Origin of the sequence: Aeromicrobium panaciterrae (assembly GCF_039537165.1) — a bacterium.
Lineage (GTDB): Bacteria > Actinomycetota > Actinomycetes > Propionibacteriales > Nocardioidaceae > Aeromicrobium > Aeromicrobium panaciterrae.
Map to the genome: position 1 here is coordinate 1 of NZ_BAAAZZ010000001.1, position 22,230 is coordinate 22,230.

The 22,230-nt window shown below is 64.2% G+C and carries 25 protein-coding genes; 1 reads left to right on the top strand and 24 read right to left on the bottom strand.

Annotated elements, in window-relative coordinates; translation table 11 throughout:
* The first annotated feature begins 141 nt into the window (after positions 1-141).
* Positions 142-405 (top strand): inosine/xanthosine triphosphatase, encoded by a 264-nt coding sequence (locus tag ABD683_RS00005; RefSeq protein ID WP_344766166.1) that lies wholly within the window; start codon positions 142-144, stop codon positions 403-405.
* Here the strand turns inward: ABD683_RS00005 and ABD683_RS00010 are convergent.
* The 24 genes from ABD683_RS00010 to ABD683_RS00125 all read right to left on the bottom strand — a co-directional run bounded on the left by ABD683_RS00010 (position 402) and on the right by ABD683_RS00125 (position 22,230).
* The gene (locus tag ABD683_RS00010) at positions 402-701 is read right to left on the bottom strand and encodes a hypothetical protein (RefSeq protein ID WP_344766168.1); all 300 of its coding nucleotides are present in this window, start codon (positions 699-701) and stop codon (positions 402-404) included. The genes ABD683_RS00005 and ABD683_RS00010 overlap by 4 nt on opposite strands.
* Positions 702-856: 155 nt before the next feature.
* The gene (locus ABD683_RS00015; protein ID WP_344766169.1) at positions 857-3,034 is read right to left on the bottom strand and encodes an SGNH/GDSL hydrolase family protein; all 2,178 of its coding nucleotides are present in this window, start codon (positions 3,032-3,034) and stop codon (positions 857-859) included.
* A gap of 84 nt (positions 3,035-3,118) precedes the next feature.
* On the bottom strand, positions 3,119-3,241 hold the full coding sequence (locus tag ABD683_RS00020) for a hypothetical protein (protein WP_344766170.1): 123 nt from the start codon (positions 3,239-3,241) through the stop codon (positions 3,119-3,121).
* Positions 3,242-3,246: 5 nt separating this feature from the next.
* Complete coding sequence (locus ABD683_RS00025; RefSeq protein WP_344766171.1) at positions 3,247-3,453, bottom strand: hypothetical protein; 207 nt, start codon at positions 3,451-3,453, stop codon at positions 3,247-3,249.
* 11 nt (positions 3,454-3,464) lie between these two features.
* Complete coding sequence (locus tag ABD683_RS00030) at positions 3,465-4,928, bottom strand: peptidoglycan DD-metalloendopeptidase family protein (RefSeq protein WP_344766172.1); 1,464 nt, start codon at positions 4,926-4,928, stop codon at positions 3,465-3,467.
* A gap of 68 nt (positions 4,929-4,996) precedes the next feature.
* On the bottom strand, positions 4,997-5,509 hold the full coding sequence (locus ABD683_RS00035) for a hypothetical protein (RefSeq protein WP_344766174.1): 513 nt from the start codon (positions 5,507-5,509) through the stop codon (positions 4,997-4,999).
* A gap of 46 nt (positions 5,510-5,555) precedes the next feature.
* A complete protein-coding gene (locus ABD683_RS00040; protein WP_344766176.1) occupies positions 5,556-5,837 on the bottom strand; it encodes a hypothetical protein in 282 nt (93 codons plus the stop codon).
* Positions 5,838-5,858: 21 nt separating this feature from the next.
* Positions 5,859-8,699 carry a hypothetical protein gene (locus tag ABD683_RS00045; RefSeq protein ID WP_344766178.1) on the bottom strand — a complete coding sequence of 947 codons (2,841 nt, stop codon included), beginning with the start codon at positions 8,697-8,699 and terminating at the stop codon, positions 5,859-5,861.
* Positions 8,699-9,862 carry a hypothetical protein gene (locus ABD683_RS00050; RefSeq protein WP_344766180.1) on the bottom strand — a complete coding sequence of 388 codons (1,164 nt, stop codon included), beginning with the start codon at positions 9,860-9,862 and terminating at the stop codon, positions 8,699-8,701. Before ABD683_RS00050 ends, ABD683_RS00045 begins: the two co-directional genes overlap by 1 nt.
* Entirely contained in the window at positions 9,863-11,701 is a 1,839-nt protein-coding gene (locus ABD683_RS00055) for a DNRLRE domain-containing protein (RefSeq protein WP_344766181.1), read from the bottom strand.
* Complete coding sequence (locus ABD683_RS00060) at positions 11,698-13,638, bottom strand: phage tail protein (protein WP_344766183.1); 1,941 nt, start codon at positions 13,636-13,638, stop codon at positions 11,698-11,700. Before ABD683_RS00060 ends, ABD683_RS00055 begins: the two co-directional genes overlap by 4 nt.
* A gap of 91 nt (positions 13,639-13,729) precedes the next feature.
* On the bottom strand, positions 13,730-14,074 hold the full coding sequence (locus tag ABD683_RS00065) for a hypothetical protein (RefSeq protein WP_344766185.1): 345 nt from the start codon (positions 14,072-14,074) through the stop codon (positions 13,730-13,732).
* Between the two features lie 11 nt (positions 14,075-14,085).
* A complete protein-coding gene (locus tag ABD683_RS00070; RefSeq protein WP_344766187.1) occupies positions 14,086-14,565 on the bottom strand; it encodes a phage tail assembly protein in 480 nt (159 codons plus the stop codon).
* A gap of 96 nt (positions 14,566-14,661) precedes the next feature.
* On the bottom strand, positions 14,662-15,246 hold the full coding sequence (locus ABD683_RS00075; RefSeq protein ID WP_344766189.1) for a phage tail tube protein: 585 nt from the start codon (positions 15,244-15,246) through the stop codon (positions 14,662-14,664).
* Positions 15,247-15,351: 105 nt separating this feature from the next.
* Entirely contained in the window at positions 15,352-15,762 is a 411-nt protein-coding gene (locus ABD683_RS00080; protein WP_344766191.1) for a hypothetical protein, read from the bottom strand.
* Positions 15,763-16,116: a DUF5403 family protein gene (locus ABD683_RS00085; RefSeq protein WP_344766193.1), complete on the bottom strand. Its 354-nt coding sequence runs from the start codon at positions 16,114-16,116 to the stop codon at positions 15,763-15,765.
* On the bottom strand, positions 16,116-16,460 hold the full coding sequence (locus tag ABD683_RS00090) for a hypothetical protein (protein ID WP_344766195.1): 345 nt from the start codon (positions 16,458-16,460) through the stop codon (positions 16,116-16,118). The genes ABD683_RS00085 and ABD683_RS00090 overlap by 1 nt, the downstream gene beginning before the upstream one ends.
* Positions 16,457-16,885, bottom strand: a complete 429-nt coding sequence (locus ABD683_RS00095; RefSeq protein ID WP_344766197.1) for a Gp19/Gp15/Gp42 family protein — start codon at positions 16,883-16,885, stop codon at positions 16,457-16,459. The genes ABD683_RS00090 and ABD683_RS00095 overlap by 4 nt, the downstream gene beginning before the upstream one ends.
* 31 nt (positions 16,886-16,916) lie before the next feature.
* On the bottom strand, positions 16,917-17,378 hold the full coding sequence (locus tag ABD683_RS00100; protein ID WP_344766199.1) for a hypothetical protein: 462 nt from the start codon (positions 17,376-17,378) through the stop codon (positions 16,917-16,919).
* On the bottom strand, positions 17,378-18,412 hold the full coding sequence (locus ABD683_RS00105; RefSeq protein WP_344766200.1) for a major capsid protein: 1,035 nt from the start codon (positions 18,410-18,412) through the stop codon (positions 17,378-17,380). The genes ABD683_RS00100 and ABD683_RS00105 overlap by 1 nt, the downstream gene beginning before the upstream one ends.
* 16 nt (positions 18,413-18,428) lie before the next feature.
* A complete protein-coding gene (locus ABD683_RS00110) occupies positions 18,429-18,827 on the bottom strand; it encodes a hypothetical protein (RefSeq protein WP_344766201.1) in 399 nt (132 codons plus the stop codon).
* A 32-nt stretch (positions 18,828-18,859) separates the two neighbouring features.
* Positions 18,860-19,594, bottom strand: a complete 735-nt coding sequence (locus ABD683_RS00115) for a hypothetical protein (RefSeq protein WP_344766203.1) — start codon at positions 19,592-19,594, stop codon at positions 18,860-18,862.
* Between the two features lie 79 nt (positions 19,595-19,673).
* Positions 19,674-20,696: a hypothetical protein gene (locus ABD683_RS00120; RefSeq protein ID WP_344766205.1), complete on the bottom strand. Its 1,023-nt coding sequence runs from the start codon at positions 20,694-20,696 to the stop codon at positions 19,674-19,676.
* Entirely contained in the window at positions 20,677-22,230 is a 1,554-nt protein-coding gene (locus ABD683_RS00125) for a hypothetical protein (RefSeq protein ID WP_344766207.1), read from the bottom strand. The genes ABD683_RS00120 and ABD683_RS00125 overlap by 20 nt, the downstream gene beginning before the upstream one ends.

The following is a 22,230-nucleotide window of genomic DNA, read 5'->3' on the forward strand; positions in this document are numbered from 1 at the left end:
GACTGTTAATCGGCAGGTTATTGGTTCGAGTCCAATCGGGGGAGCAAGAATCCGGGGTAGGTCCACACATTAGTACACACATGCTGATGTGTGCGACCTCCAATACTTCTCGCGGTGCTCGAGCAGCGATATGCTTTTCACATGAGCACAAGCACGCTGCACGCCGTGATCGACCCGGACTTCGGGTCGATCAGTGCTGTCGTCGACCGCGACGGAACGATCCTGTCGACAGGCGCCGCGAGCCCCGCCCTTCCGGCCACTGACGTGCGCCCGTACCTCGAGGCCGCTCGTCTCGTTGAGCGTGAGCTTTCCGAGCTCATGCGCGGCGACCACCTGATCGACCCCGAAGTCTGGGAGCGGTGCATCCACCGCGGATGGGTCGATAGCTCCGACGACGTCCACTAGCGCCGGCGTACGTCCGCTGGGTCGACAGTCACCCCGCCTGTCTGCAAGCGAGAGTCGTTGACGGCGATCCGCACGTGCCGTGTCTGGCGGTTGACCCACCACACCGCTTTGCCCTCGAGGTACTCCTCGCCAGTCTCGAACTGCACACGAACGATGACCGGGATCTCATCCTGGGGTTCGACGTCGCGGATTCGGCGCGACACCTCGAGCGGCGGCCACGACTCGTTGAGCACCTTCACCCACTGCTTCGCGGGCTGAACGTTGGTCGCGTGCGATGGGTACTCGGACGCCTGCATGTGGACAGACGGTAGCGGGCGCCGGCGACAGGTCCTACGATCGCGGTCTGCTGCCTCCCACGCTTCACCCCCGAAGGGCTGGGAGGCAGCACCAACGACTAAAGCGGCCCCCACCTCCCGAAGGAGATGGGGGCCAATCGGGGAGGGCGGGGTGTTCAGGCTGCGGCAAGGAACGCGTCGTACGTTGACGCCTGCCACTTGTTGATCGCACCGTCAGCGCGAGCGTGCACGTGATCGACGGTTGAGTAGAGGCCGAGTGTGTCAGTCACTGCGGTCGATGGCATGCGCACCGAATGGTCGACGAACAGGACCGTGGCGTCGGCGTCGGCGATCTCGCGCATGACAGTCGCGTACGAAGACCACGGCGACCCCAGGGCTGCACCACCCGACGGGTCGAACAGCGCCGAGACCACGATGGGGCAGGTGATTCCGCCGGCGCGGAGGATGACGATGAAGTTAACGATGGCGGTCTTGACCTGTGCAGGTGTCATGCCGCCGAACGCGTCGTTGGCGCCGAGGTCGTGGAGGATCAGCAGATCGAGGTTGAACGATGCGAGATGCTCGCGCCACGAGTTGGCGATCGCGTACCCGTCCTGCCAGTCCGCGATCTTCATTCCGGAGTGCCCGAAGTTGTGGACCTGGATGCCCTTGGTCTCGTCGCCGGCGTACTCGCGGATGCCGGTGGCGACCAGATAGCCGGCAGCGTTCACCCCCACCTCAATCGTTGACGTCGCCGCGCCGCCTGTTTCCTTGGCGAGACCGACCGTTGGACCGGTGCTGAAAACGGTGCTCGATCCAGCGTCGGGCTTGTGGTACCCAGACGTGGCAGTGCCGCTCGTGCCTTTGGCGTGGTGGACCTCATACGAGGTGACTGGTGTCGCGAGCGAGTGAACGTACTTGCTGCCGACGACGTTGGAGTACCAACTCATGTGCTTGGCGCCAGCGTCAAACGCCGAGGCGGCGCCGGATGACGGCGGGTCGTACGCTCCACCTGTGAACGCCTGCGGCCACATGCCCGCGGCGTACTGAGGGGACGTTGTCAGTTCCCTAGAGGGGATGCCGATGAATCCGCGACCGCCAGCGCCGGCAGCGAGCCCGGCCGTGGGGTAGCGATTGCGGAGAAGCTTGACCAACTGCTGGCTCAGGGTCCGGTCGAATGAGCCAACGAACGCACCCTCCGTGGACGACGCACCGAGGATGCCCACGTTGACCAGGCGAGTGTCCCGTTTGCCGAGTGCGGCACGGAACGGCCACAGCTTGGAGTTGTCGACGATCGCGAGACGTTCCTTGCCGGCGGGCGTGGCATCGACCTTGCCAGCAACGACGACAACGCTGGCCTTCTCGGAGTCGAGTTCGGCGAGTGCGCCGGCGACGGTGTTGGCCCCGATGCTCCCTGACGGGTTGAACGGGACTACGTCGGCCGCGGTTCCGTGCGGGTTGCCCGTCGACTGAGAGTGCTCGTACGCGGTCTTGCCGCGGTCCCCGCGGTAGGCGGTCGACGCGTTCTCGCCGAGGGCGATCGTGTCGGAGATGACCTGATAGCCGGGTCCGACACCTGCCCACCGGTACTGCTTGTTGGAGTCTTCGGCGATGTAGATCTTGCCAGCCTCACCCGGATTCGGGAACGCCGCAAGGTTGGCGTACGGCAGCACATCGTCGACATACGACGGCAGCTGGGCGCCAGGGACCTGCCCACCGACGAGATCGGCTTTGTCGGTGAGGGCGTCGTTGATCGCTGCAACGGCGCCCGTGCGAGCCGCGGTTTCAGTGGCGATCGCGTCAGCGTTGTCCTGATCGCCCGTGAGCCGGTCTGTGATCTCGCTGGCGAGAGAACTCGTGAGTCCAGAGACGTCGATGACGACGTCCTCGAGGCCGAGAACTTCGAGCAGCTGGGATGCGGTGATTGGACCGGTGAGCTCGTCGATGCTGGTGACCGACGGGTAGGTGAATTTCGCACCGGGCTGGGTGCTTGCGTCGAGAAGGTCGACATCGACCGTGGGTGTCGCGAGCGGCAGGGAAACGTTCTTGATGGGGTGTCGCTTGACGACCTTGCCGCTCTCGTCGATCAGTTTCAGGAACGAGATGGTGTACAGCACAAGTCCGTCGACATTGAATCCCGGAGCGTCGGACGCGATGACGGGGTTTGACGTCCCGACACCGTTGGCGATCGGCACTTCGATCGGTGACCGGTCGACGTACGTGCCGGACGCGATGTGGGTGCGGGTCATCTCCGGGGTGATGAGCATGACGCCTGAGACGATGGGGGTGGCGGCTGAGTCGATGTGGGAACCGTAGGTCAGCGTGACCTTCGGGACATCACCGGGGAGTGGCATGGTGGTCCTTCCATCGTGTGCGGATCGTGTCGAACAGGCAGGCACCGAGCTCGTAGTAGAGCTGGACCATTCCGATGACGAACTTCATCGCTGAACGACCTGCCAGATCAACCAGGCGTCCAACGCGAGCACGCCGAAGACGGCGACCGCAACGAGGGACAGCAGCCCCACGCCAGCACCGACGGCAACAACCTGCTCGCGGTTCACAGCGACTACTCAGCATTCTTCGGCGAGATCCCGACAAGGAACGCCGCCGACAGCGCGAAGCCGAGCGACATGCGATAGTCGGCGGCAACGGGCCACTCGCCCTGCGTGAGAGGTCCCACGAGTGGGACGACCGCGCCGGCGAAGAACCCGGCAAAGGCCTTCCAGTACCGGGCGAGAACGGCCGCGTTGAGCTTCTTCTTGGTGAGGAACATGTGTGACTCCTTTACGGTGCGGTGACGGAGAACAGGATCGGAACGTGGTCCGAGGGCCGGATCGGCGGGAAGGTGCCGGACGCGTCGTAGCCGAGCAGCACGGTGTACCCGTTGCGGACGAAGTTCGCGGGACCGTATCCGTGGTCGATGATCCACTCGGGGTTCTTCCCCATGACGTCGTTGGCGATGTTGGTGTACGTGGCGTACATCGCGTTCGTGCTCGCCTTCGGGTTCTTGCGGAGGTTGCACTGTCCACGCTCTGTGAACGCCGGAAGATCGTCGGAGCGGTTCATGTCGCCACCGATGAAGATGGGCGCGTTGCCGTGCAGTGCGGAAATCCGGTCAAGCTCCTTGCGGATGAGGACCGCCTGCGCCGTCCGTCCGGCGCCCCACTGCTTGCCGTCAACGAGATGCGTCACGCCGAACACGAACTCCTGGCCGGACTTGATGTCCTCGAACACCGCGACAGTGAGGTGCCGTCCAGGGACCGCTTTGCCGTCTACCTTCGCGTACACCTTGAGGTCCGGGTATCGCTTGACGAGGCCGGTGCTGTCCTTCTCCCAGAACAGGTAGTTCTCGTTGGCTGCCGTGGTCGGGATGACCATGCCGTACTCGAGGCCCAATGCGGTCGAGACCTTCTTGGCAAAGGGTGACGGGACGGTCGGGTTGGCGGTGTTCTTGCCTGTGCCGACTAGCTCGTTCAGACCGAATACCGACGGCCGGCCTGATTTGATGAGCGCGGCGCCGGCCTTCGCTCGGGTGCTGTCGTTCTTGATCTTGTCGGGGCCGGGGATGTTGTACCAGAGCGGACGGATCGTCATCTTCGGCGTAGGTGGCGGGGTCGCCTTCTTCTCGAGGTACTTCGTCGACCAGTAGAACCCGGAGACATTCTTGACCCAAACCTCGCCGTCCTTCTGCTTGGCGGTGCGGCCGACGGACGTCACGATGTGGCCGTTGGCGGCGCTCGATCGGACCGGTCCGTCGACGGGCCACTCACGGCCGAGAAGCTCTGTCTTTGCGGTCACGATGTAGATCTGGTCCTCGGGGGTGACCGGGACGGACGGCGCTGCCTTGACGTCGAGCACGACCTTCGGGTTCAGGTGATCCCAGTAGCCGAACGGTGAATGGCGCACCTCGAAGTGGCAATGAGGTCCTGTGGTGCGGCCCGTGTTGCCGGACTTACCGAGCGCCGCGCCGAGCTTCACCCTCTGCCCAGCCTTGACCGACGTCGACGACATGTGGGCCGTGATCCAGCGGTACCTCGCACCGTTGACCTTGGTCTCACCGATGACGCATGTGCCGTACGCCGTGCCCCACGGGGAGCGAGTGCCTGCGTAGATGATCGTCGAATCCGCCGGCGCCTTAAGAGGGGTGCCAACAGGGCAGAGGAAGTCGACGCCGGGGTGGTACCCAGCGGCCCAGTCGCCCTTCTTGCCGTACGGTGTGCCGATCGGTTTTGTGGTGGGTGCAGCCATGCGCGGACTCCTCCGTGAGGGGATGGTTGAGACCCCCGCCGAGAGGCGGGGTCAAGCGGCGATGTGCGTCAGGCGCCGCAGGGCACCTGTTCTGACGTTCCGTCGGAGTAGGTGATCGTGAGGGTCAAGGTGCCGAGACCTTGGCAGGTGACCGACGCGATGCCGCGCCCGTCCTTGCCATCAGCGCCGTCAGCGCCGTCCTTGCCATCGGCGCCGTTGGTTCCGTTCGTGCCAGCTGCACCTGCCGCGCCGGCTGGACCAACGGGCCCCCGACATCCCCCGTGTGAGATGCAATACGTCGCGATCGCCGCGGCGACCTGCGAGTCTGTGGCGTTCTGACCGGCCGGACCAGCCGGACCGGTTGCACCTCGCACCGGCGCGGGTGCCGGTACAGGTTTCACCGAGACGACGGGCTCCTCGCCGAGCCGTCGGACTTGAGACCCGAGCGCGGCGACCTTGGCGTTGGCCTTGTCGAGCGCGGCGACCGTCTTGGACTGGTTGGCCTCCGACTTGTCAAGCCGGTCGACGATCGGCGTGTACATCATGTACAGGGTCGAGAGCGTCATCACTGCGATGAACAACCATGCGATCCTGCGGAACCTCGGTGTCATCGAAGTCGGCACCATTTCACGTCACCCCTTGTGAAGCGAGATACAGCTGGACAACCAGGAGGAGCAGCGGCGACACGAACGCCGCGATGAGGAGGCGCCGGTCGGCGTTGCGCTCTGTGTCCCTGCGAGCTTGACCGTCCTTCATCTCCTCGACGTCGTCTTTCAAGTTCCTGATCTCAGCGGCAACACCACGCTGGTCGGACTGGTAGACCTCCTTGTTCACGAGCGTCGCTCGGAGGTCCTCGACCGTCTTCGTCAGGCGATCAACCGCACGCTGCAGATCGGACTCGGCGGTCATCAGTTCACGCTCCTGTTCACGTCAACCCCTCAATCGGTTGAGCACGGCAGATCGGATCGTCGTGGTCTGGGCGGCGGACTGCGTCAGGGTGACACTCAGCTTGAGCGGAACCGTGGTGTTCACCGCCACACCGGCGCCGCCACCGGACGTCGGGCCCACGATCGCGTTGCCCAACATGGCGTAGCCCGCCGCGGCCAGTAGGCCGGAGATACCGTCGGCGAGACAGGAGAGCTTGAAGTCGTTGGAGGCGAGCACGTTCGCAGCGCCAGCACCCGTTGTGGCGAACGTCTTGATGGTCGCGTCGGCGGTGGTGCCGGCCGTGCCGCATCTGATCCTCCATGTCAGCGTGGCAGTGCTCGAAACGTCGGCGAGCATGGCGATCTGGTACATGACGTCGTCGATGAGGTAGTCCGTAGGAAGGTCCCATTGCGCGACAATGACCTCGCTTGTACCCGTGCCGTTCTGCAGCGTGGGCGAGATCCGCTGGTCCTGCAGGGGTGCCGTGAACGATCCGTCACCGCCGGCCTGCAGACCGCCGACCTGGGATTTCAGGAGCGCTGGCGACCCGCCCATCGTGCTGGTACTGGGCACGGACGTCGACCCGCTGGTGTCTTTGAGTGACGTCATCACCAAGACCCGCCCACTCAGCACCTCGGGCCGCTTGTAGAACGTCGCCGGAGTTGAGGACCCGTAGCCGACGTATGTGTCGGAACCGGTGACGCCAGACGGTGCATCGCGCAGCGTTGCCGTGGCGAACCGTCGCTTGCCCACGGCGATCGACGACGTCGGTGACGGCGCGGTGTGAGTCGCACCTGCGCCGGTGTCGACGTACTTCACCCAGAATTTCTCTGACGCAGCGGGATAGTAGGAGGACCATCGCGACAACTTGCCGTCGCTGTGCGTCGAGTAGAACGCCTGGTTGGTGCCGTTGGTCTTGTAGGCGATGCCGCCCGCAACCGCTGATACGGATGAGTCCAGCACCCACGAGAGGGCTGCGTCACGGGCCTTCGAGTCGCTAGAGAACGTGGGCAAGGGATAGACATCGACGTGGGTGTCGCTGACCAGAGTGAGCTTGGATGCGCCGTAACCGAAGTTGCCGATGCCCACGAACCGGTAGTCGGCAGAGAAGGAATCCTCCGATGGGCCGGTGAGTTCGGTGGTGCCGGCATGAACAAACGATGTGGACAACTTGGACGCGAGGAAACCCAAGGTGGTGTCGTAGTAGACGGCGATGAGGTCTGTGCCGTCGTGGCCGACTGCGGGATCGGCGTTGCTCGCGAAGGAAGAAAAGACCAGTGTCGTCTCGCCTTGCCGTGCACCTGTGGAGAAGACGGACTTGTGCAGGACGATGGATTCATCGCCGAACGCGTTGGCGTACACGGCAGTCAGATATATGGACGTTCCCAAGACCGTGTGACCGCCGATGCGGGAGAAGCTGACACCCGTGATCCCTGTGCCGGCGAGGCTCGACGAGAAGGTCACCAGCGATCCGGCAACACCAGCTGTCGATACGGTCCGGTAGCGGGACACGTTGTCGGATGTGCGGGTGAACATTTCGACCCACTGGCCACCAGACGCATCCCACGAGATGCCTTTGCGTGCGTGCCCTGCTGGCGCCGAGGGCCACGCCATCGCTGTCAACGGACCCTGCGCAAGGTCCGGGGCCGCTGGCGGGTCAGAGACACCGTTTTCAAGCGTGAACGTGCCGCTGGAGGAAAGCGTCGCGTCGCCGTTGATGATCAAGTCCTGGAGCACGGTGAGGATGTCGGTGGTGACCTTCCCTCGAAACGTGCAACCCTCGGGGTGCAGACGAACCAGCGGTTCACCAGTGGGGTTGGCAGGGTCGAGGACTTCGATGCCGCCCGTGAGTGGGGTGACTCCCACGCTGGGCGTGGAGATGACGATGGACGTGCCGACACCGATCTGAGTTAGCGCGTCAATAACGCCTGAGGTCAGCTGGGCGACCTGTACCTCTCCGAAGTAGGCGTATAGAGCGGAGATGAACTCGTTGTCAGCGAGCCGTGCCGCCCCCGACCCTTCGGCGCCAATCTCAGCTTCACCGTCTGCGTCACGAGCAACGACCGCCACATGGATGTCGGTGCCTGGTTCGGTCATCGGGATTTGGTTCCCGCCGAGACGGGAGATGACCGCTGACAACCCGGACGTGGAGGTCACCAACTCGTCGGCGGTGGTGACCGGGGAGGTGAGTGACGCGTAGACGTCGTACATGACGGGGTCGGCATTGGCCTGCGCCGGCCATGTGGCCTTCACGGCGCCGATTGCGAACGGTGTCACAGTCGTTGCTGGGGATTCGGCCGGAGCGAGTCCATCTGTCATCGCCTCGGGGGGGATAGCCGACTCTGGGTCGATGTTTCCGCCGTCGATCAGCGGCTGCTGATCCAGCACTTCCACCACGGTGGGACGGCCACCCACGTCGTCAACGATGACCGACTCGCCTGTGCCGGGGTCACGGGGTCCGTCGACCATCACCGAGTACCCCTTCAACGAGTGGAGCACGCCTGCCGGCAACGGAACTGAGTCTTCATCGGTCAGAACTTGCACGATCTTGCGCGACAAGGGTGGGTCGATGGTGACAGCGGCGCCGGCGGGGTATGAGTTCACCAGCGGTGCCGCGAGAGCGAGCGTGTTGGCGTCGGTGTCGAGACCGCCAGCGTCGTAGGTCACGGTCTCAGTGATGTCGCCGGTGTCGTCGGCGCTGAGCAGAACAGAGGAACCGCCAGCCGGGTTGAAGTCGACCAGATTGTCTAGCTGAATGACTGTGTCGCCGGCGGTGGCTGCGACCTCGAGGGCCCCTCCCGCCTTGATTGTGTCGACCGACTCGACAACACCTTGGACCTGCACTAGTACCTCCGGATTTTGGCGACTTGTGGGGCGACGAGCTTCTTGTAGCCGATGGGCATCACTGCGGATGGTGCGAAACCGATCACGAACTTGAGCAGCGTGGAGGTCGACCCGATGCCGGCGATGCTGGTGGCGATCGGGTCGCCCTCCTCGAGCGGGAAGATCGGCCGGGAGTCGAACTGGATGTCGTACGCGGCGTTCTGACGGTCGGCAAGCTCGGACTGGGCGACGGACTTCGCCTGAGCGGTGGTTGTGATCGAGTCGCGGATCACCACGGCGCCCATGTAGAACGGCTTTCCACCGCGGGACAGCTTCGAGGGGTGGATTACTGACGTCGTTGGGACCATGGCCTCGTAGTACGGGTTGGCTCCGTTGGGGGTCTTGAGACCTTCGGCGCGTACGACGTTCGCGATGCGGGAGAAGTCGCCGGACGTCTCGGGCTCGGTGAGCACCGACCCACCGTCGCGGTCACGGAACGTGAACACCGGGCGAGTGGGGTCTTTGGCTCGCAGGGTTGCGTAGCCGGCGCCGTCATAGAACAGACGGCAGTCAAATGTCGACGCGAGTAGGCGTGCGTACCCCCACGGGGAAAGGGTCATGTTGCGGTCAATGACTTTGGTCTCTCCGGTCTTCTGGACCGTGGTGGCCTCGAACCGAAACTTGGTTTCACCGAGCTCGGTAAGGATCTGCCTGATCGCTGTGGCCTTGTTGGTGCCCTTGGGGATGGTGAACCGGGGCCACGATTGACGGGCAAAGATGTCTTTGCCGGAGCAGTCGAGGGTGACGACCTGGTTGAGTCGCTTGAACTTGCGAACCGGGCCAGTGAACATCGGGCACTCGACGACGAACCCCAATGCGGGGACGTACACCTCGGACCACACCTGCACCATGCGGTCGAAGAACCAGACACCGTCGACGATGTCGGAGGTGTCGAATCCGAGGTCGTAGTCGGGGTCGAACACGCTCATCGTCAGGACGCGGGTCGATTCCTCGCCGTCCCAGTCGTACGTGATCTGTCCGGCCAACACCCGGTTGCTGATGTTCGACACGGGCTGGTGCTCGAGGTCGCACACCTGCACCCGGAAGTTGACGACGGGGAAAGCGACGATGTGGTCGAGGTATGCCTGCAGGCTCTCGTTGTCGAGTCCGAGGTAGTTGTACATCTAGGCGGCGACCTCTATGAAGTCGAAGCTGCACACGTACCGGTAGTCCCCATCCCTTCCCGGATGTGGGGTCGGTGACACCGTCATGTTGAACGGCACGACGCGCAACGCCATGTCGGCGAGGGTGAGCGTCATCTGCCGGCCGACGTAGCGGTCGCGGACGTCGAGGAACATGTCGCGCAGCTGGGCGCCGGTGAGGCTTCCGGTGAGTTCGGTGGCGAACAGTTCTCCTGTGATGCTGCCGGTGTAGCCGCGCAGCGACGACACGGTTCGGACGGAGTATTCGGCGTTCAGGACGGTGAAGGTCTCACCTGATTCCGACAGCACCATCGACTGCGCGTCCTGGGTGATGACCGTGACGTAGACGTCGTTCTCGGGGTCGCACAACCAGATGCCGCGAGGGTTGATCTCGGCTGTGACGTCGGGGTTGGTCGCGGACGTTTCACCGTTGACGATCGCCCGGACGATCCATGTGTGCTCTTGCCGGGGTGCGGCTGTGGAGTCGACCCACTCGTAGTCGTCGCCGCCGATCGTGGCGTCAACAGCCTGCACGAGCGCGATCTGCACACCATCGCGGACGATCTGGAACATGTCGGGTTCGGTAGTACGGGACCACGTCAGCTTCACGAACGGGTACGGGTTGAGGTCGACCGCGGCCAGCGCCGTGACCGGGTCCACTCCTGCGGAGAGCTCGAACGTGAAGTCACGTGAGGCTTCCACGTACTCGGGGACGCCGCCGTTGCTGACCCGGTTGTAGCCGTCCCACGACCGAACGATTGTCCGGTACGTCTTCCCAACGACGGTGATGACGCCCTCGTCAGGCGCGTCGGTGTCTGCGGCGCCGGCGATCAGGCCAGTGTCGTAGAGCACCCACGAGTCGGGGGGGAGGTCGGGGTCGACGATGAACATCCGGTACGCCGTCTGCACGAACGACGGGTCCCAACCGATCGGAGGTGTTGGGTCGGTGACTTCGTTGTTCGGCGGCGCATCAGGCACCAAGATGGCCAGCGTGCCAAGCGGTTGGTACTGGAACTCCGCCCCGTCCGACCACGGCGACCAGATGTTGCCTGTGCCCTTGACCCGGCCACGCCACCAACGGGTGTCACCGGGTGACAGTGTCGGTGAACCCACAACGGTGGACAGGTCTACCGTGGACGACGTCGACGGGAGCTCGCCGGAATCGTACGTCGGCGCCGTCCACACGTTTGTCGAATTCATTTGCACCTGGATCGCTACCTGCGCCGTCAGGCTTGGGTCGACATCGGTGACCTTCAACGACGGCTTGGCCAACGAGACGACCTGCCCATCCGCGGGTGAGAGGGCAGTGGGCTTGTTCGGCGGCACGTAGTATTCGACGACCAACGCGACCGCGTCTGCGCCGGTGTTTTTTATCGACCGGATGGTGTTCGAGTTGGTCGACAGGCGCCACCCGCGGTTCGGTGCACCGGCCTGCATCGCCTCGAGGTGCGCCAACACGTCGAGCTCCCACAGCGTGTTCGCTGCAGCGTCCACTTTCGTCTGGGACGCGGTGAGCAGCGTCGTGGCGGGCTTGACGTTCCACGACAGGTTCGCTGCCGACCACGCACCGGACAGCATCGTCGCGGTGACCTGATTGGAACCCGCCCACGCGTCCTTGTTGCGGAAGTAGAGTTTCGCGGACTGGATCTCCGTGTTGGGGTTCAGCAGGATCGCCGGCATCGCACTGGCGACGTACGCGAACCGACGCTTCGTTGCCTGGTTCGACATGTACAGGAGCGTCTGGGTGCTGCCGTACTTCGCAGTGGGCGAGCCTTCGTAGTTTGTCGCGGATGAGGTCCGGGGGATCGTCAGCGTGGTCACTCAGGTCCTCCCAGGATGTCGTCGATCGAGTTGAGCTTTTCGGTCTGTGCTGCCTTCTCGTCGGTGGTCTTCTGCATCCATCCCTTGCCGGCGGACCAATCACGGATGACCATCTCGGTGGGGCCGTGTGCGTCACCCGAGATGAGGGCGGCGTCGACCGCACGGGTGAGCGGTGACATGTTCTCGGTGGAGAAGTCGACGCTGGGTGCGATCGTGGAGAACTTGTCGACCATGTCCGCGAGTTGGTCGAATGCCGCTTCGACCTCAGGTGTGCCGGCCTCGAGACCGTCGACGAGCCCCTGCATCACGTACACACCGATCTGGTGGAAAACCTTCGACGGCGAGTGGATGTGGAAGATGCCCTTGACCGCGTCGACCGCCCCGCCAGCGATGTTCCTGACGGTGTCCATGAGGACGTCAACCATTTCCTCGGCGCCGTCGATGAGGCCCTGAATCAGGTCTCGGCCTGCGTCTAGAAGTAGGTCGCCGAACCCGGTCACGGCGTCAAGGATCTGCTCTGGAAGTCCGACCACCCAGTCGATCGCTGTGCCGATGGCGTTGCCGACTGCGGTGCCGAAACCGATCCAGAACCCGATTGCCCACTGGATGTAGGCGACGATGGCGTTGAAGGCGATCTTGATCAGCTCGACCATGAACGCGACTCCGAACACCACGGCAGAGATGACGGCGTCGACGATGTTGCGGAAGGTCTCCCACTCGTTGTAGGCGTAGATGATGAACCCGATGACGGCGCCGATCGCTGCAGCGATGATGGTGGCCGCGGATGCTGTGACGAGACCGACGACGAGGGCTGCAGCAGCGACAAGGCCCAGAGCGATCGCGACACCAGCGAGGACGGCGCCGATGATCTTCATCGTCGTCGTGTGATCGGACATGAACTGGAACAACGGCTGTAGTGCCTTGAACACCTGACCGATGACCTCGCCGATTCCCTCGAGCATGGAGATGACACCGGGGGCGGCGTCGACCAGCGGGGGGAACAGGTCCTTGATGAGCTTGCCGATGATCCCGAGAACGTCACCGAGCTCCGACATCGAGTCGGTGATCGCGTTGGACGGACCGCTCGTACCGGTGAGGAAGTCGGCGAACTGGGTCGTGACCTCGAGGAGTGCGTCGCCCATCATCTGCAGGGCCGGCAGGGCCGCGATGGACAGTCGGAGGAAGACCTCAGCCAGCGGCCCGATCAGCGACGCGAAGGGCGCAAACGCCTTGCCCAGTCCGACGACCAACTGGGACATGAGGTCGAGACCTTCACCCGAGTTGAGGAACCCGAGGAGACCCTTCGCGGCAGTGTTGAACAAGCCGGCAAAGATCGTCAGCCCCTGCGTGAGAACGGGGATGAAGTTCTTCACGAACGTCGAGATCAGCGGTCCGAGGCCGTCGGTGAGTACGCCGCCGATCTCCTTCTTCATGTCCTTGATCGCGTTGGTGATGGGCTTGAAGGTGTCCTTGACGGAGTCCCACCCGAGGGCGATCGCACCGACCCCTAGGGCGATGCCTGCGACCAACGGGAAGATCACCGCCAACGCCGGGGCGAGCGCGGCGATGCCGACCGCGGCGACGAAGATGAGCGGACCCCACAGGGCGATCTGACGGCCGATGAACCCAGATCCGGCGCCGGCGGCTGCGGTGGCCCCGGTGAAGGCTGCGAGCTCCGCTGTGGCGCCTCCCACGTCAAGGTCCACCGCGACGTCGATGTCGTGCAGGGACGCGGTGCCCTGCATGGCGTCGAGGATGATCTCGAGATGCTCCAACGCGCCAGTGCCATCGACGTCGATGCCGACGTCGAGCACTGGTTCGGCCGCGTTGACCTGTGCCTCGAGGATCTCGAGTTCGGCGCCGAAGCTGTCCCGGTCCAGATGGACCGGGATCTCGATCTTGATCTCGGACTCGACCCGTTCCGCGAACGCCTTCAACTCAGGGACGAAGTCACTGGTGTCTGGGAGAACCTTGAGGGCTAGACGCCCTACTTCCTTACCACCAGGACTGGCGACCATGAGTCACCTCCTATCGACGTCGTCGGGTCAGGTTGCGTGCGAAGTCAGCGAGCGACAGCTTCGGTTTCGGCGTCGTGGCGGTCTTGTGGATCTCGTCCGGACCGGGCCACATCTTCGGGCTCTTGACTGACCGGGCCTTTTTGCCGGCAGCGGCCTTCGCGGTGACCACCGTGTTGGTGGAGATCCCGTTCTGGATCGCTCGGAGGAGGTACCGGTCCATGCCCCATCCGCGGTGATGGACCCCACCGGACACGGACGCTTTAAGTGCCGACGTGTCGGTCATCCACACGATGAGGTTGAGGATGTACCGAGGGTCGAACTCGGTGGGCGTGTCGGACATGAGGTCCGACATCACGGCCCGCAGGTTCAGGCGGTGGTACTCGGAGAGGTCTGAGGCGATTGCCCCGCCGTGCTCTCGGAGGAGCCGGACGAGGCTGAGGCTTCCCCCAGCTGGGACCGCTTCCCGTATCGCTGGAAGACGCCGCCGAGGACGAGCAGGTCGTGGTTGCAGGCTTTGATGATGCGCTTGGCGTCCGCGTCGGTCTTCGCGACGAGGGTCAGCATCTCCTCGAGCAGTTCGACTGACTGCTTCTTGCCATCGCGGGCGGCAGTTGAGGCGCCTTCGTCATCTTCGCCGTCGCTGGTTTGTGCCACCTCAGATGCCGTCTTGCGGATCTCGTTGAACCGGGCCTGCATCGCAAGCAGCTTGTCCTGCGTCGCGTCGGGCAGACGCACGGCCTGGATCAGGGTCGCGGTGCCGGCCTCGCCGAGGCCGATCACGACCGGTCCGTACTGCTCCTCGATGGACTGCTTGACGTCCTCGAGAGTGAATGTGAATTCTGACATGGGTGTTCCTTCTTTCGCGGATATGCGCGGACATGTGTGGTGAAGCCCCTGCCCGCCGCGCTATCCGCGCTGGACGCGACGGGCAGGGAGATGGGGTCAGGCAGGCGTGCCCAGACCGGCGGCGTACCAGGACATGAGTCCCGCGGCGCCGTTGTGCTCGAGAACGGTCATCTTGATGCTGAACTCGAGGAACGCGGTCGGATCGAACTCGGGCGCGTCGTCGGACGTTGCCGAGACCTTGGCGAGGTACAGCGGCACACGAACAGAGCCGTCGACGAGCACCAGGTAGAGGGCGCCTGACATCGGTGTGGCCGACGGAAGGACGTGGTAGACGTCCGGGTCGGAGATGTCGCCCTCACCGAAGTAGAGATCCAGCGTGTCGTTCGACAGCTGCAGCGACGCAGCGGTGAGCGACCAGATCGTCTCGTCGGCGAGCTTGCGAAGTGCTGAGCTCTGCCACGAGCCCTTCGTTTCGCCCTCGGTGCCGTCCTTGCCGAGCGCCACGTTGTTCTCACGTGACGTGTGGCCGAGGTTGCGCCAACCGGTGGGGAGAGTTGCCGCGGTCAGGTCGAGCGCGGCGATCTCCACCTGCGTGTCAGCAGGAGGCGCAGCGCCGGCGGTGTCATTCCAGAACAGGTAGCCGCGTCCGGGGAGGACGACCGCACCATCATCGAGTGCCATGAGAAATACCTCCGGGTGTTGTGGTGGGTGCGCGGATTCCTCCCAGACCGGACGGTCAGGGCAGGACGTTGACCCCACCGATTGGTGGGGTAGATCGGGTGGCCGTCAGGCCAGCGGTGTGCGAAGCAGCAGCCGGTACTCGGCGGTGTAGCGGAACAGTCCGTCAGGCACCGCCGCGGCTGGCGCCGGGAATGGTGGGACAGCGTTGTCCTTGTCGAAGAAGCTGATGTAACCGGCAGGAAACTGGGTCTGGTTCTTCCACGCGTCGACGACGAGCGTGCGTGCTGACTGCGCCGCGTTAAACGCTTCCGTGTCGGACGCGCCGTACGCGTCAATCACGATGGACGCCCAGTCCGCGAACTCTGGGTCCATGAGCGATCCGGCGCTGTGGACTGCGTGCACAAACGGGATCTGGTCGGCGAGGTCAGGTGGGAGTGATGTGCCGAAATTCCGGTCATTGCTTTCGAGTTCGTCGCGGAGGATTTCGTTGAGCAGCTTGTTGACGTGGACGGCCATCTACATCGCCTCCCAGGTTCGGCGGAGCACGTGTGTTCCGTCCCACGCGCCGACGTGTGTGCCGGCGGGGATGATGCGGTCGCCGAGCCGTTGCGCCTTCTTCGTGACGTACGCGGCGCGTCCGTACTCGATGATGTGCGGGACCGGGCCCTCGAGATAGACGTAGTAGTCGGTGATGCCGTCGGGGCCCCCGGTGATCTGGTGCCCGCCTGGACGGTCATGCTTTGCGAAGATCGCCTCCGCTACATGCTGGGTCTCACGGCCTTTCTCGTTGACCGCGTCCTTCACACCGGGCATGTGTGCGATGTAGTCGTGGAGGTCGACGCCGTTGACCTTCTCGTAGATGAGGGCCATCAGACTGCCTTGGCTGTGCGTGCTTGCAGGGTGACGGAGTAGTGCCGGGTCACGTCGGAGCCGTCGTGGAAGTCGGGCTCGCCGATGACGTCCCACATGCGGCCGGCGTACGACGCAGCAGCGAACGCCCCACCAATGAATGAGCGGGTCCGGAACACCTTCTGGGTGGCGACGGTCTGGTTGCCGACCGAGGTGTTTTCCGATGACTGAGGCGATCCGACACGGCCGTACAGGATCACGCCGTTCTCCAAGTCGGGCACCCGGCGCTTGTTGCCAAGGTCGTCGATGATCTCGATCTCCGGGTAGAGGGTGACCTCGTGCCGAGCGTCGTCGAGCAGACTCATCGACAACGCCCCTGGTCCGGGTAGCGCGGCGAAGTGCGGGAGAGCTTGGACCGGATCGTTCCGGCCTTGATGCCATTGCTGACACCGAGCAGCTGCCAGTCCTTGGAGGTGATGCTGATCTCTCCGGACGCGGCCGAGCGGGACCGGGTGTACGAGTAGTCGCCATCCGTCTCGGACGCGTACCCGGACGGGTTCTTGAGGACGCGGCGTACGGCACGGCGGACAACGACGACAATCCGGTGCTCCCGGTCGTCGCGGATGTCCTGCGAGGTGCCGGCGTCGATCCATGTGCGGAGGTCGCCGCGGCGGCGTGCGAGCTCGAGTTCGGCTTCCTCGATGAGGTCGGTCACGTACTCCTCGTCAGAGTCGGGGACCGCTGGCTTGAATCCGTTTCGCACCTGATCGAACTCGGTGATGGTTTCCATGGCCAGCGATCCCCTTCCCTGATGTCGGTATTTAGTTGTTCGAGGCTGCGTCGACAGCCGCGATGATCTCGTCCCGCTTGGCGTCTTCGGGGAACGAGACGTTCTTGGCGGTGGCGTATGCACGCCACGCCTTCACGCCTGAACCCTCACCAGTGCGGGGCGGCTCGACGAGCTCAACCTCGGAGTCGTCGGACTCCTTGTCCGACTCATTGGCGTCGGGGTCCTGATCGGACTCGTCTTCCTCCTCGTCGGTGTCGCTCTCGTCGTCGGACTCGTCCTGTTCCGACTCATCCTGCGAGTCGTCTTCGTACGTGTCGTCGGCGTCCTGATCGGACTCCTCGTCGACCGCGGGCTTGACACCTTCACCCCATGCCTTGGGGTTGGTGATGAGGTCCGCGGCCCACTCATCCGGCACCGTTCCGGCCAGGAACACGCGGGCTTCGCCGGTGTCCGGGTCCGGGAGGATGACCGTGGTTGCCAGAGCCCGCGACATCAGAGGACGTCCGCGCAGAACGACAGGTTGGCGTTCGCCAGGACGGGAAGACCGATGGCGTCCGAGATGACCTGGGAGATCATCGGGGGCTTGTCGTTCTTCCACACACCGGCAACGATGCCGGCGCCTTCGGTGTCCTCGATGTCCCAGTCGGGATCGTCGGACGTCAGGGTGCGACCCCAGAACGTGCCGCCGAGGTCAGTGCCCTCAGCGTCGTCGGGATCGACCGGAGCCGGCAGGAGGAGCAGCTTGTCCGCACCGAGGACCGAGGTCGTACCGGTGCCCGAGAGGTTCACCTTGCGGGTGTAGATCTCGATGGGCGGCAGGTCCTGTCCTTCGACGAAGGCGCGGACCTCGGCGTCGGTCGGGCGGCGTGCGCCACCGTTGACCAGCTGGGTCTGGAACTGGTTGCCCTTGGCGAAGGCGCGGAACACCGGCTTGGTCATGACGATCGAGCCGGGGAGTTCCCCGTTGGTGGCCTCGTACGTGTCGACCCACGCCTGCAGGTCGGCGAGACGATCCACCGTGACGTCCGACCACGCCGTGCCGGCCGAGACCGTGTGCGATCCCGAGCGGCCGAAGTTGTCGACCGCGGTGAAGTTGTCCTGCGCAATGGTGCCGATGCCCGTGAGCAGGGCGACACCGCGCTGGTACTCCATGGCGTCAGCGACAGCCCGGACCACGCGACGCGTGGTCTTGAGGATCTCGCGAACCTTGAGATCGTCGCTGGCGTTGCGGTTGCGGAGCTGGTCGAGCTCGGTGATCGGGATGTTCTGCCCGATCGCGGGAAGCTCGATCGTGACCCGCTTTCCGCCCTCGCCCTTGCCGATCTCCGGCTCAGCGTCGAACGCACGGAACTTCGCCGTCTCGACGAGTCCGTTCTGCGTGACGTTGAACCGAACAACGGTGTCTTCGACGGTGCGGTTCGGCAGGTAGCGAGCGAGCGTACCCTTCGCCGCCTCGTAGTCCTCGAGGGACTTGCGTGCGTACCCGGTCAGTGTTGCCGGGTCGATCAGATCAGTCCAGAGACTCATTTGATGTCAGCCCCTCTCAGATGTAGACGATGTTGTGGGCGGCGTTCTTCGCGGCCGCGGCGGGCCGGACGAACGATGCGTACGGGAGAGCAGCGATCTTCGCTGCCTTCACGCGGCCGTGGTCGAGCAGCGGGACGGCGAAGTCGTCCGTGCCGATGACCGGCTGGTCGGTGAAGATGTGACCTGCGAGCACGCCCGCGTTGGTCGTGGTGGCCTCGGTCACGTCGTAGGGGACGAGAACGCCACCGACCTTCGCGACAGGGGTGCCCGACGGGATGTACCCGTTGGGGTAGTGGGTGTTCGCGGTGAACGCGGAGATGTCCAGAATCTCCGTACGGCACTCGTTGATGCCGTGCGAAGAACCGAGCCAGGACTGGTCTCCCGCACCGTATGTCTCGCTACGCAGCTTGGGCATAGTCGATTCCTTCCGGGGTTGGGTGAGTGGTGCTACTTGTTGGTGCCGTGGACGGACTCGTAGAGGTCGCGGCCTGCCGCCACGCCCTTCGTCTTCGCCGTTCCACCGCGCTTGCCCTGGCCCGTGTCGGGCCAACGTCCGCCGCCTTTGCCGGCGTCGGGGACGAGGGATGTCAGAACGGAGTGGAGCTTGTCGGTGTCGACGTCTCCGTCCTTCACGAACTTCTCGAAGTTCAGCGCCTCGAGGGTGTCCGAAATCGTGGTGCGGTCCACATTCCGTGCTTCCAGGAACGCGTCCACATGGGCCTTGATGACCTTCAAGTTGGTCTCGGCCTGTGCTGCCTGCCGACCCTCAGTTCGAGCGGCTTCGATCGCCTTCTCGGAATCGGAGAGCGTGGCCTGACGGAGCCGCTCGAGTTCGGCCATGTCCTCGGCGTACTTCTCGAGAGTGACATCACCGAGCTTCTTGGCTCGCTTCTCGTGCTTCTGGGAGTGGTACTTGTGGTAGGCGACCTGCTGCTCGAGGGTCATCTCAGCGACAGGAGTGTCCGCCGGGTATCCGCGATCCTCGGGAGGATCGTCCTTCTTCGGCGGGTCTGTCGGATCGTCCTTCTTGGGAGGATCAGCCGGCGGGACCGTGGGGCCACCTTCGGGCGGGTCGGTGGGCTCCGGGTCACGTCCAGGAGTACGGCGTCCGATCGTTGCGAGGGGGAACCCGAACGGGTCCAGCAGCAACCGGGACTGGCGGTTCAGCGTGTTGCGGTTCATGCGTGTCTCCCTGTCGGAGGGTTGGTTGCAGCACCACGTGGCGTGGTGTGCGATCCCCGTCTGCGGATGGACGGGAGGTCTAGGCGGCGTCGTTGAGCTTCTTGAGCCACTCGTCGCGCATGCGGCGGTGGAACTCGAGGGTCTTGGCGGACACCTTCTTGCCGGCAGCGATGTCCTTCTCGAACTTCTCGACGAGCTTTCGCTGGACGTCGTACACGCGCTGCGGGTCCATGCCCTTGCGTGCCAGTTCCTCGGTGCGCTTCGCGTCACGATTACGGAACCTTGGGTCATACAGGTACGGGCCGAGTTCGCCGTGTTCACCTTCAACGGCTTCGGGCTTGAGTCCGGCGATGTCGAGCCCGTAAACGCGGATCAGGTTCTCGCGACGGTTGCCGCCGGCGGCTTCGTAGATCGCGTCAAGGTCGTCGCGGTTGAGCTCGAGGCCGGGGTCAAACGACTTCGTGACCGGGAGGGTGGTGCAGACGCACCCACCGTGGAGTGGCTTGAGATCGGCCTTGCCGTAGATACGGGTCGCAGCGACGATGCACAACGCGCACGGCCCTGTCTGGCTGAGCTCGGGATGCAGGATGCGCCGATATCCGGTGATGTCTTCCGACAGGCCCCAACGCTGCCGCTCGGCTTCGCGGCGGGCGAGTGCCAGATCCATGCGGGCCTGCTGCTCGGCACGCCAGCGGGCCTTCTCGTTCGCCTCGAACTCATCGGCGCCAAGCAGCCGTATGACTCGGGCGTCACGGGCTGGACGTTCCCATTCCTTGAGAATGTCAAGGCCGCGGAGCTTGGCCGGCATCTTCACATGCAGGTCCGCTTGGCGCTTGGGAACCCTGATCCGCAATGCCTCGAACACCTGATTCGAGAACTCCTCGGTCAGGTCGCCGACAGCCTCTTGGGCATCTCGGACTAGATCGGCGATCTCTCGCTCGACCGGCTCGGTGACGCCCCTCGTGAACCACAAACCGCGGATCTGCGACAGCAACTTGAGCACCGCGTCGACAAGCCGTTCCTCGAGCTTCTCGTACGCCAACCCGTTGGCGATGACGAGCGCGGTGAGCTGGGCCTTCTGCTCAGGCGTCAGCTGGGCCATCGGCCGGCTCCGTCACCGGTTCGGACTCGGTCTGCGGCGCTGGGGGCGTGTCGCCGAACAGGAGGTCCTTGTTCCGCATCCGCTTGTACCGGGCGATCGTCGCCGGGTCCAGCTGCCAGAAGTCGGCCCAGATTCCCTCCTGGGGGATGCCCGTGTTCTTCGCGGCGAGCGCGGCCTGTGACCGCTGCAGGAGCGAATACCGCTCGGTGGGCAGCCAGATGGGCTCGAGTTCGGCTTCGGGGTCGAGAGCCTGACCGTCAGCGACGAGAAGGTTAGCCGCGACGTCGGACACGATCTGGTTCCAGCGTTCGATGATCGCGTCAGCGTGGAACACCTGCGACTCACGAGCAAGCGCGGCACCCTCGGCAGAGCCACCCACGGCGTCCGGGACAAACAGCGTCAACGGTGTGCGGGTGACGGCGGCGAATTCCTTGATGTCGTCGCGTACGGACAAGAGCGCCGGTTGCAGATCGGTAGTCTGGGACTCCCAGATCTTCACGCCCTGGGGGAGCTTCCACATGGCATCAGGGTCGGACTCGAACAGGTCGTCGTAGTCGATCTTTTCGCCGGTCTCCTCGTCCGTGTCAGGGAGGGGATCGACTTCGGAGCCGGGTTCGGTGGCGTCCTGCAAAGCACGCTGACGGAACGTCTGAAACTTCGAGATCCAGAGCCGGTCGACGATCATGTTGTTGATCCGGTTCAGCAGGTCGAGGTTCGGCTCGAACAAGCCCATGTCGTCTGTGAACTGAAAGCGGTGTACGAACACGCCGCGACCGGAGACCGGGAGGTTCGCGCCCTTGGGCTCGCGCTTCTGCTCCTCGTCTGAGAGTGTGTCGACCCACTCCCAAGGTCCGGCGGACCACGAGTTCCCAAGGCCGGCGGAGCGCCCTTTGCGACGTGCCACCCGGACGCGCTCGACCTGCTCGCCATTCTCGTCAGCGGGGAGGGCGACGTGGGCGTAGACGTACTTCGTCAGATCATCGGCGTAGATCTTCATCGCCGCGACGACCTTGTCGGGGTCGAGCGGATCGTTGATCGTGACGCACTGACGCGGGTCTTCGGCCGTGGCCACCGCCTTGTCACCGGTCGGGTTCGAGATCCAGAGGATGCCTTCGGACATGACCGCTGCGTACCGGAACGTGTCTTGCAGGGCGCGGGCGTTTGCCTTCATGAGGCGGCGAGCAGCATCCGACCCATCACCGTCGTCGCCATCGTCGCCAGAAACGTCGGCCGAGTCATTCGAGATGATGTGGACACCCTTGAGCCGAATGCGATCGAGAAGCGACGTGACAGAGAGTCGGGCGATGTTGGCGCGACCCATGCGCATGACCTCGCGTGCGGCCTTCTTCTTTTCGGTCGGCGCGAAGTCGGGCAGCGGGGCATCGCCGGTGTAGTGGCGCCAGAGCAAGTCGAACCACTCGACCCTGGACATCTTCTTGTCGTTGAGTCGGCGTTCGCTGTGATGCATGACTGTGTACAGCTGCTTGAACCACCACTCGTCGGAGTACGGCACGGCAGCAGCATTGGATTCCAT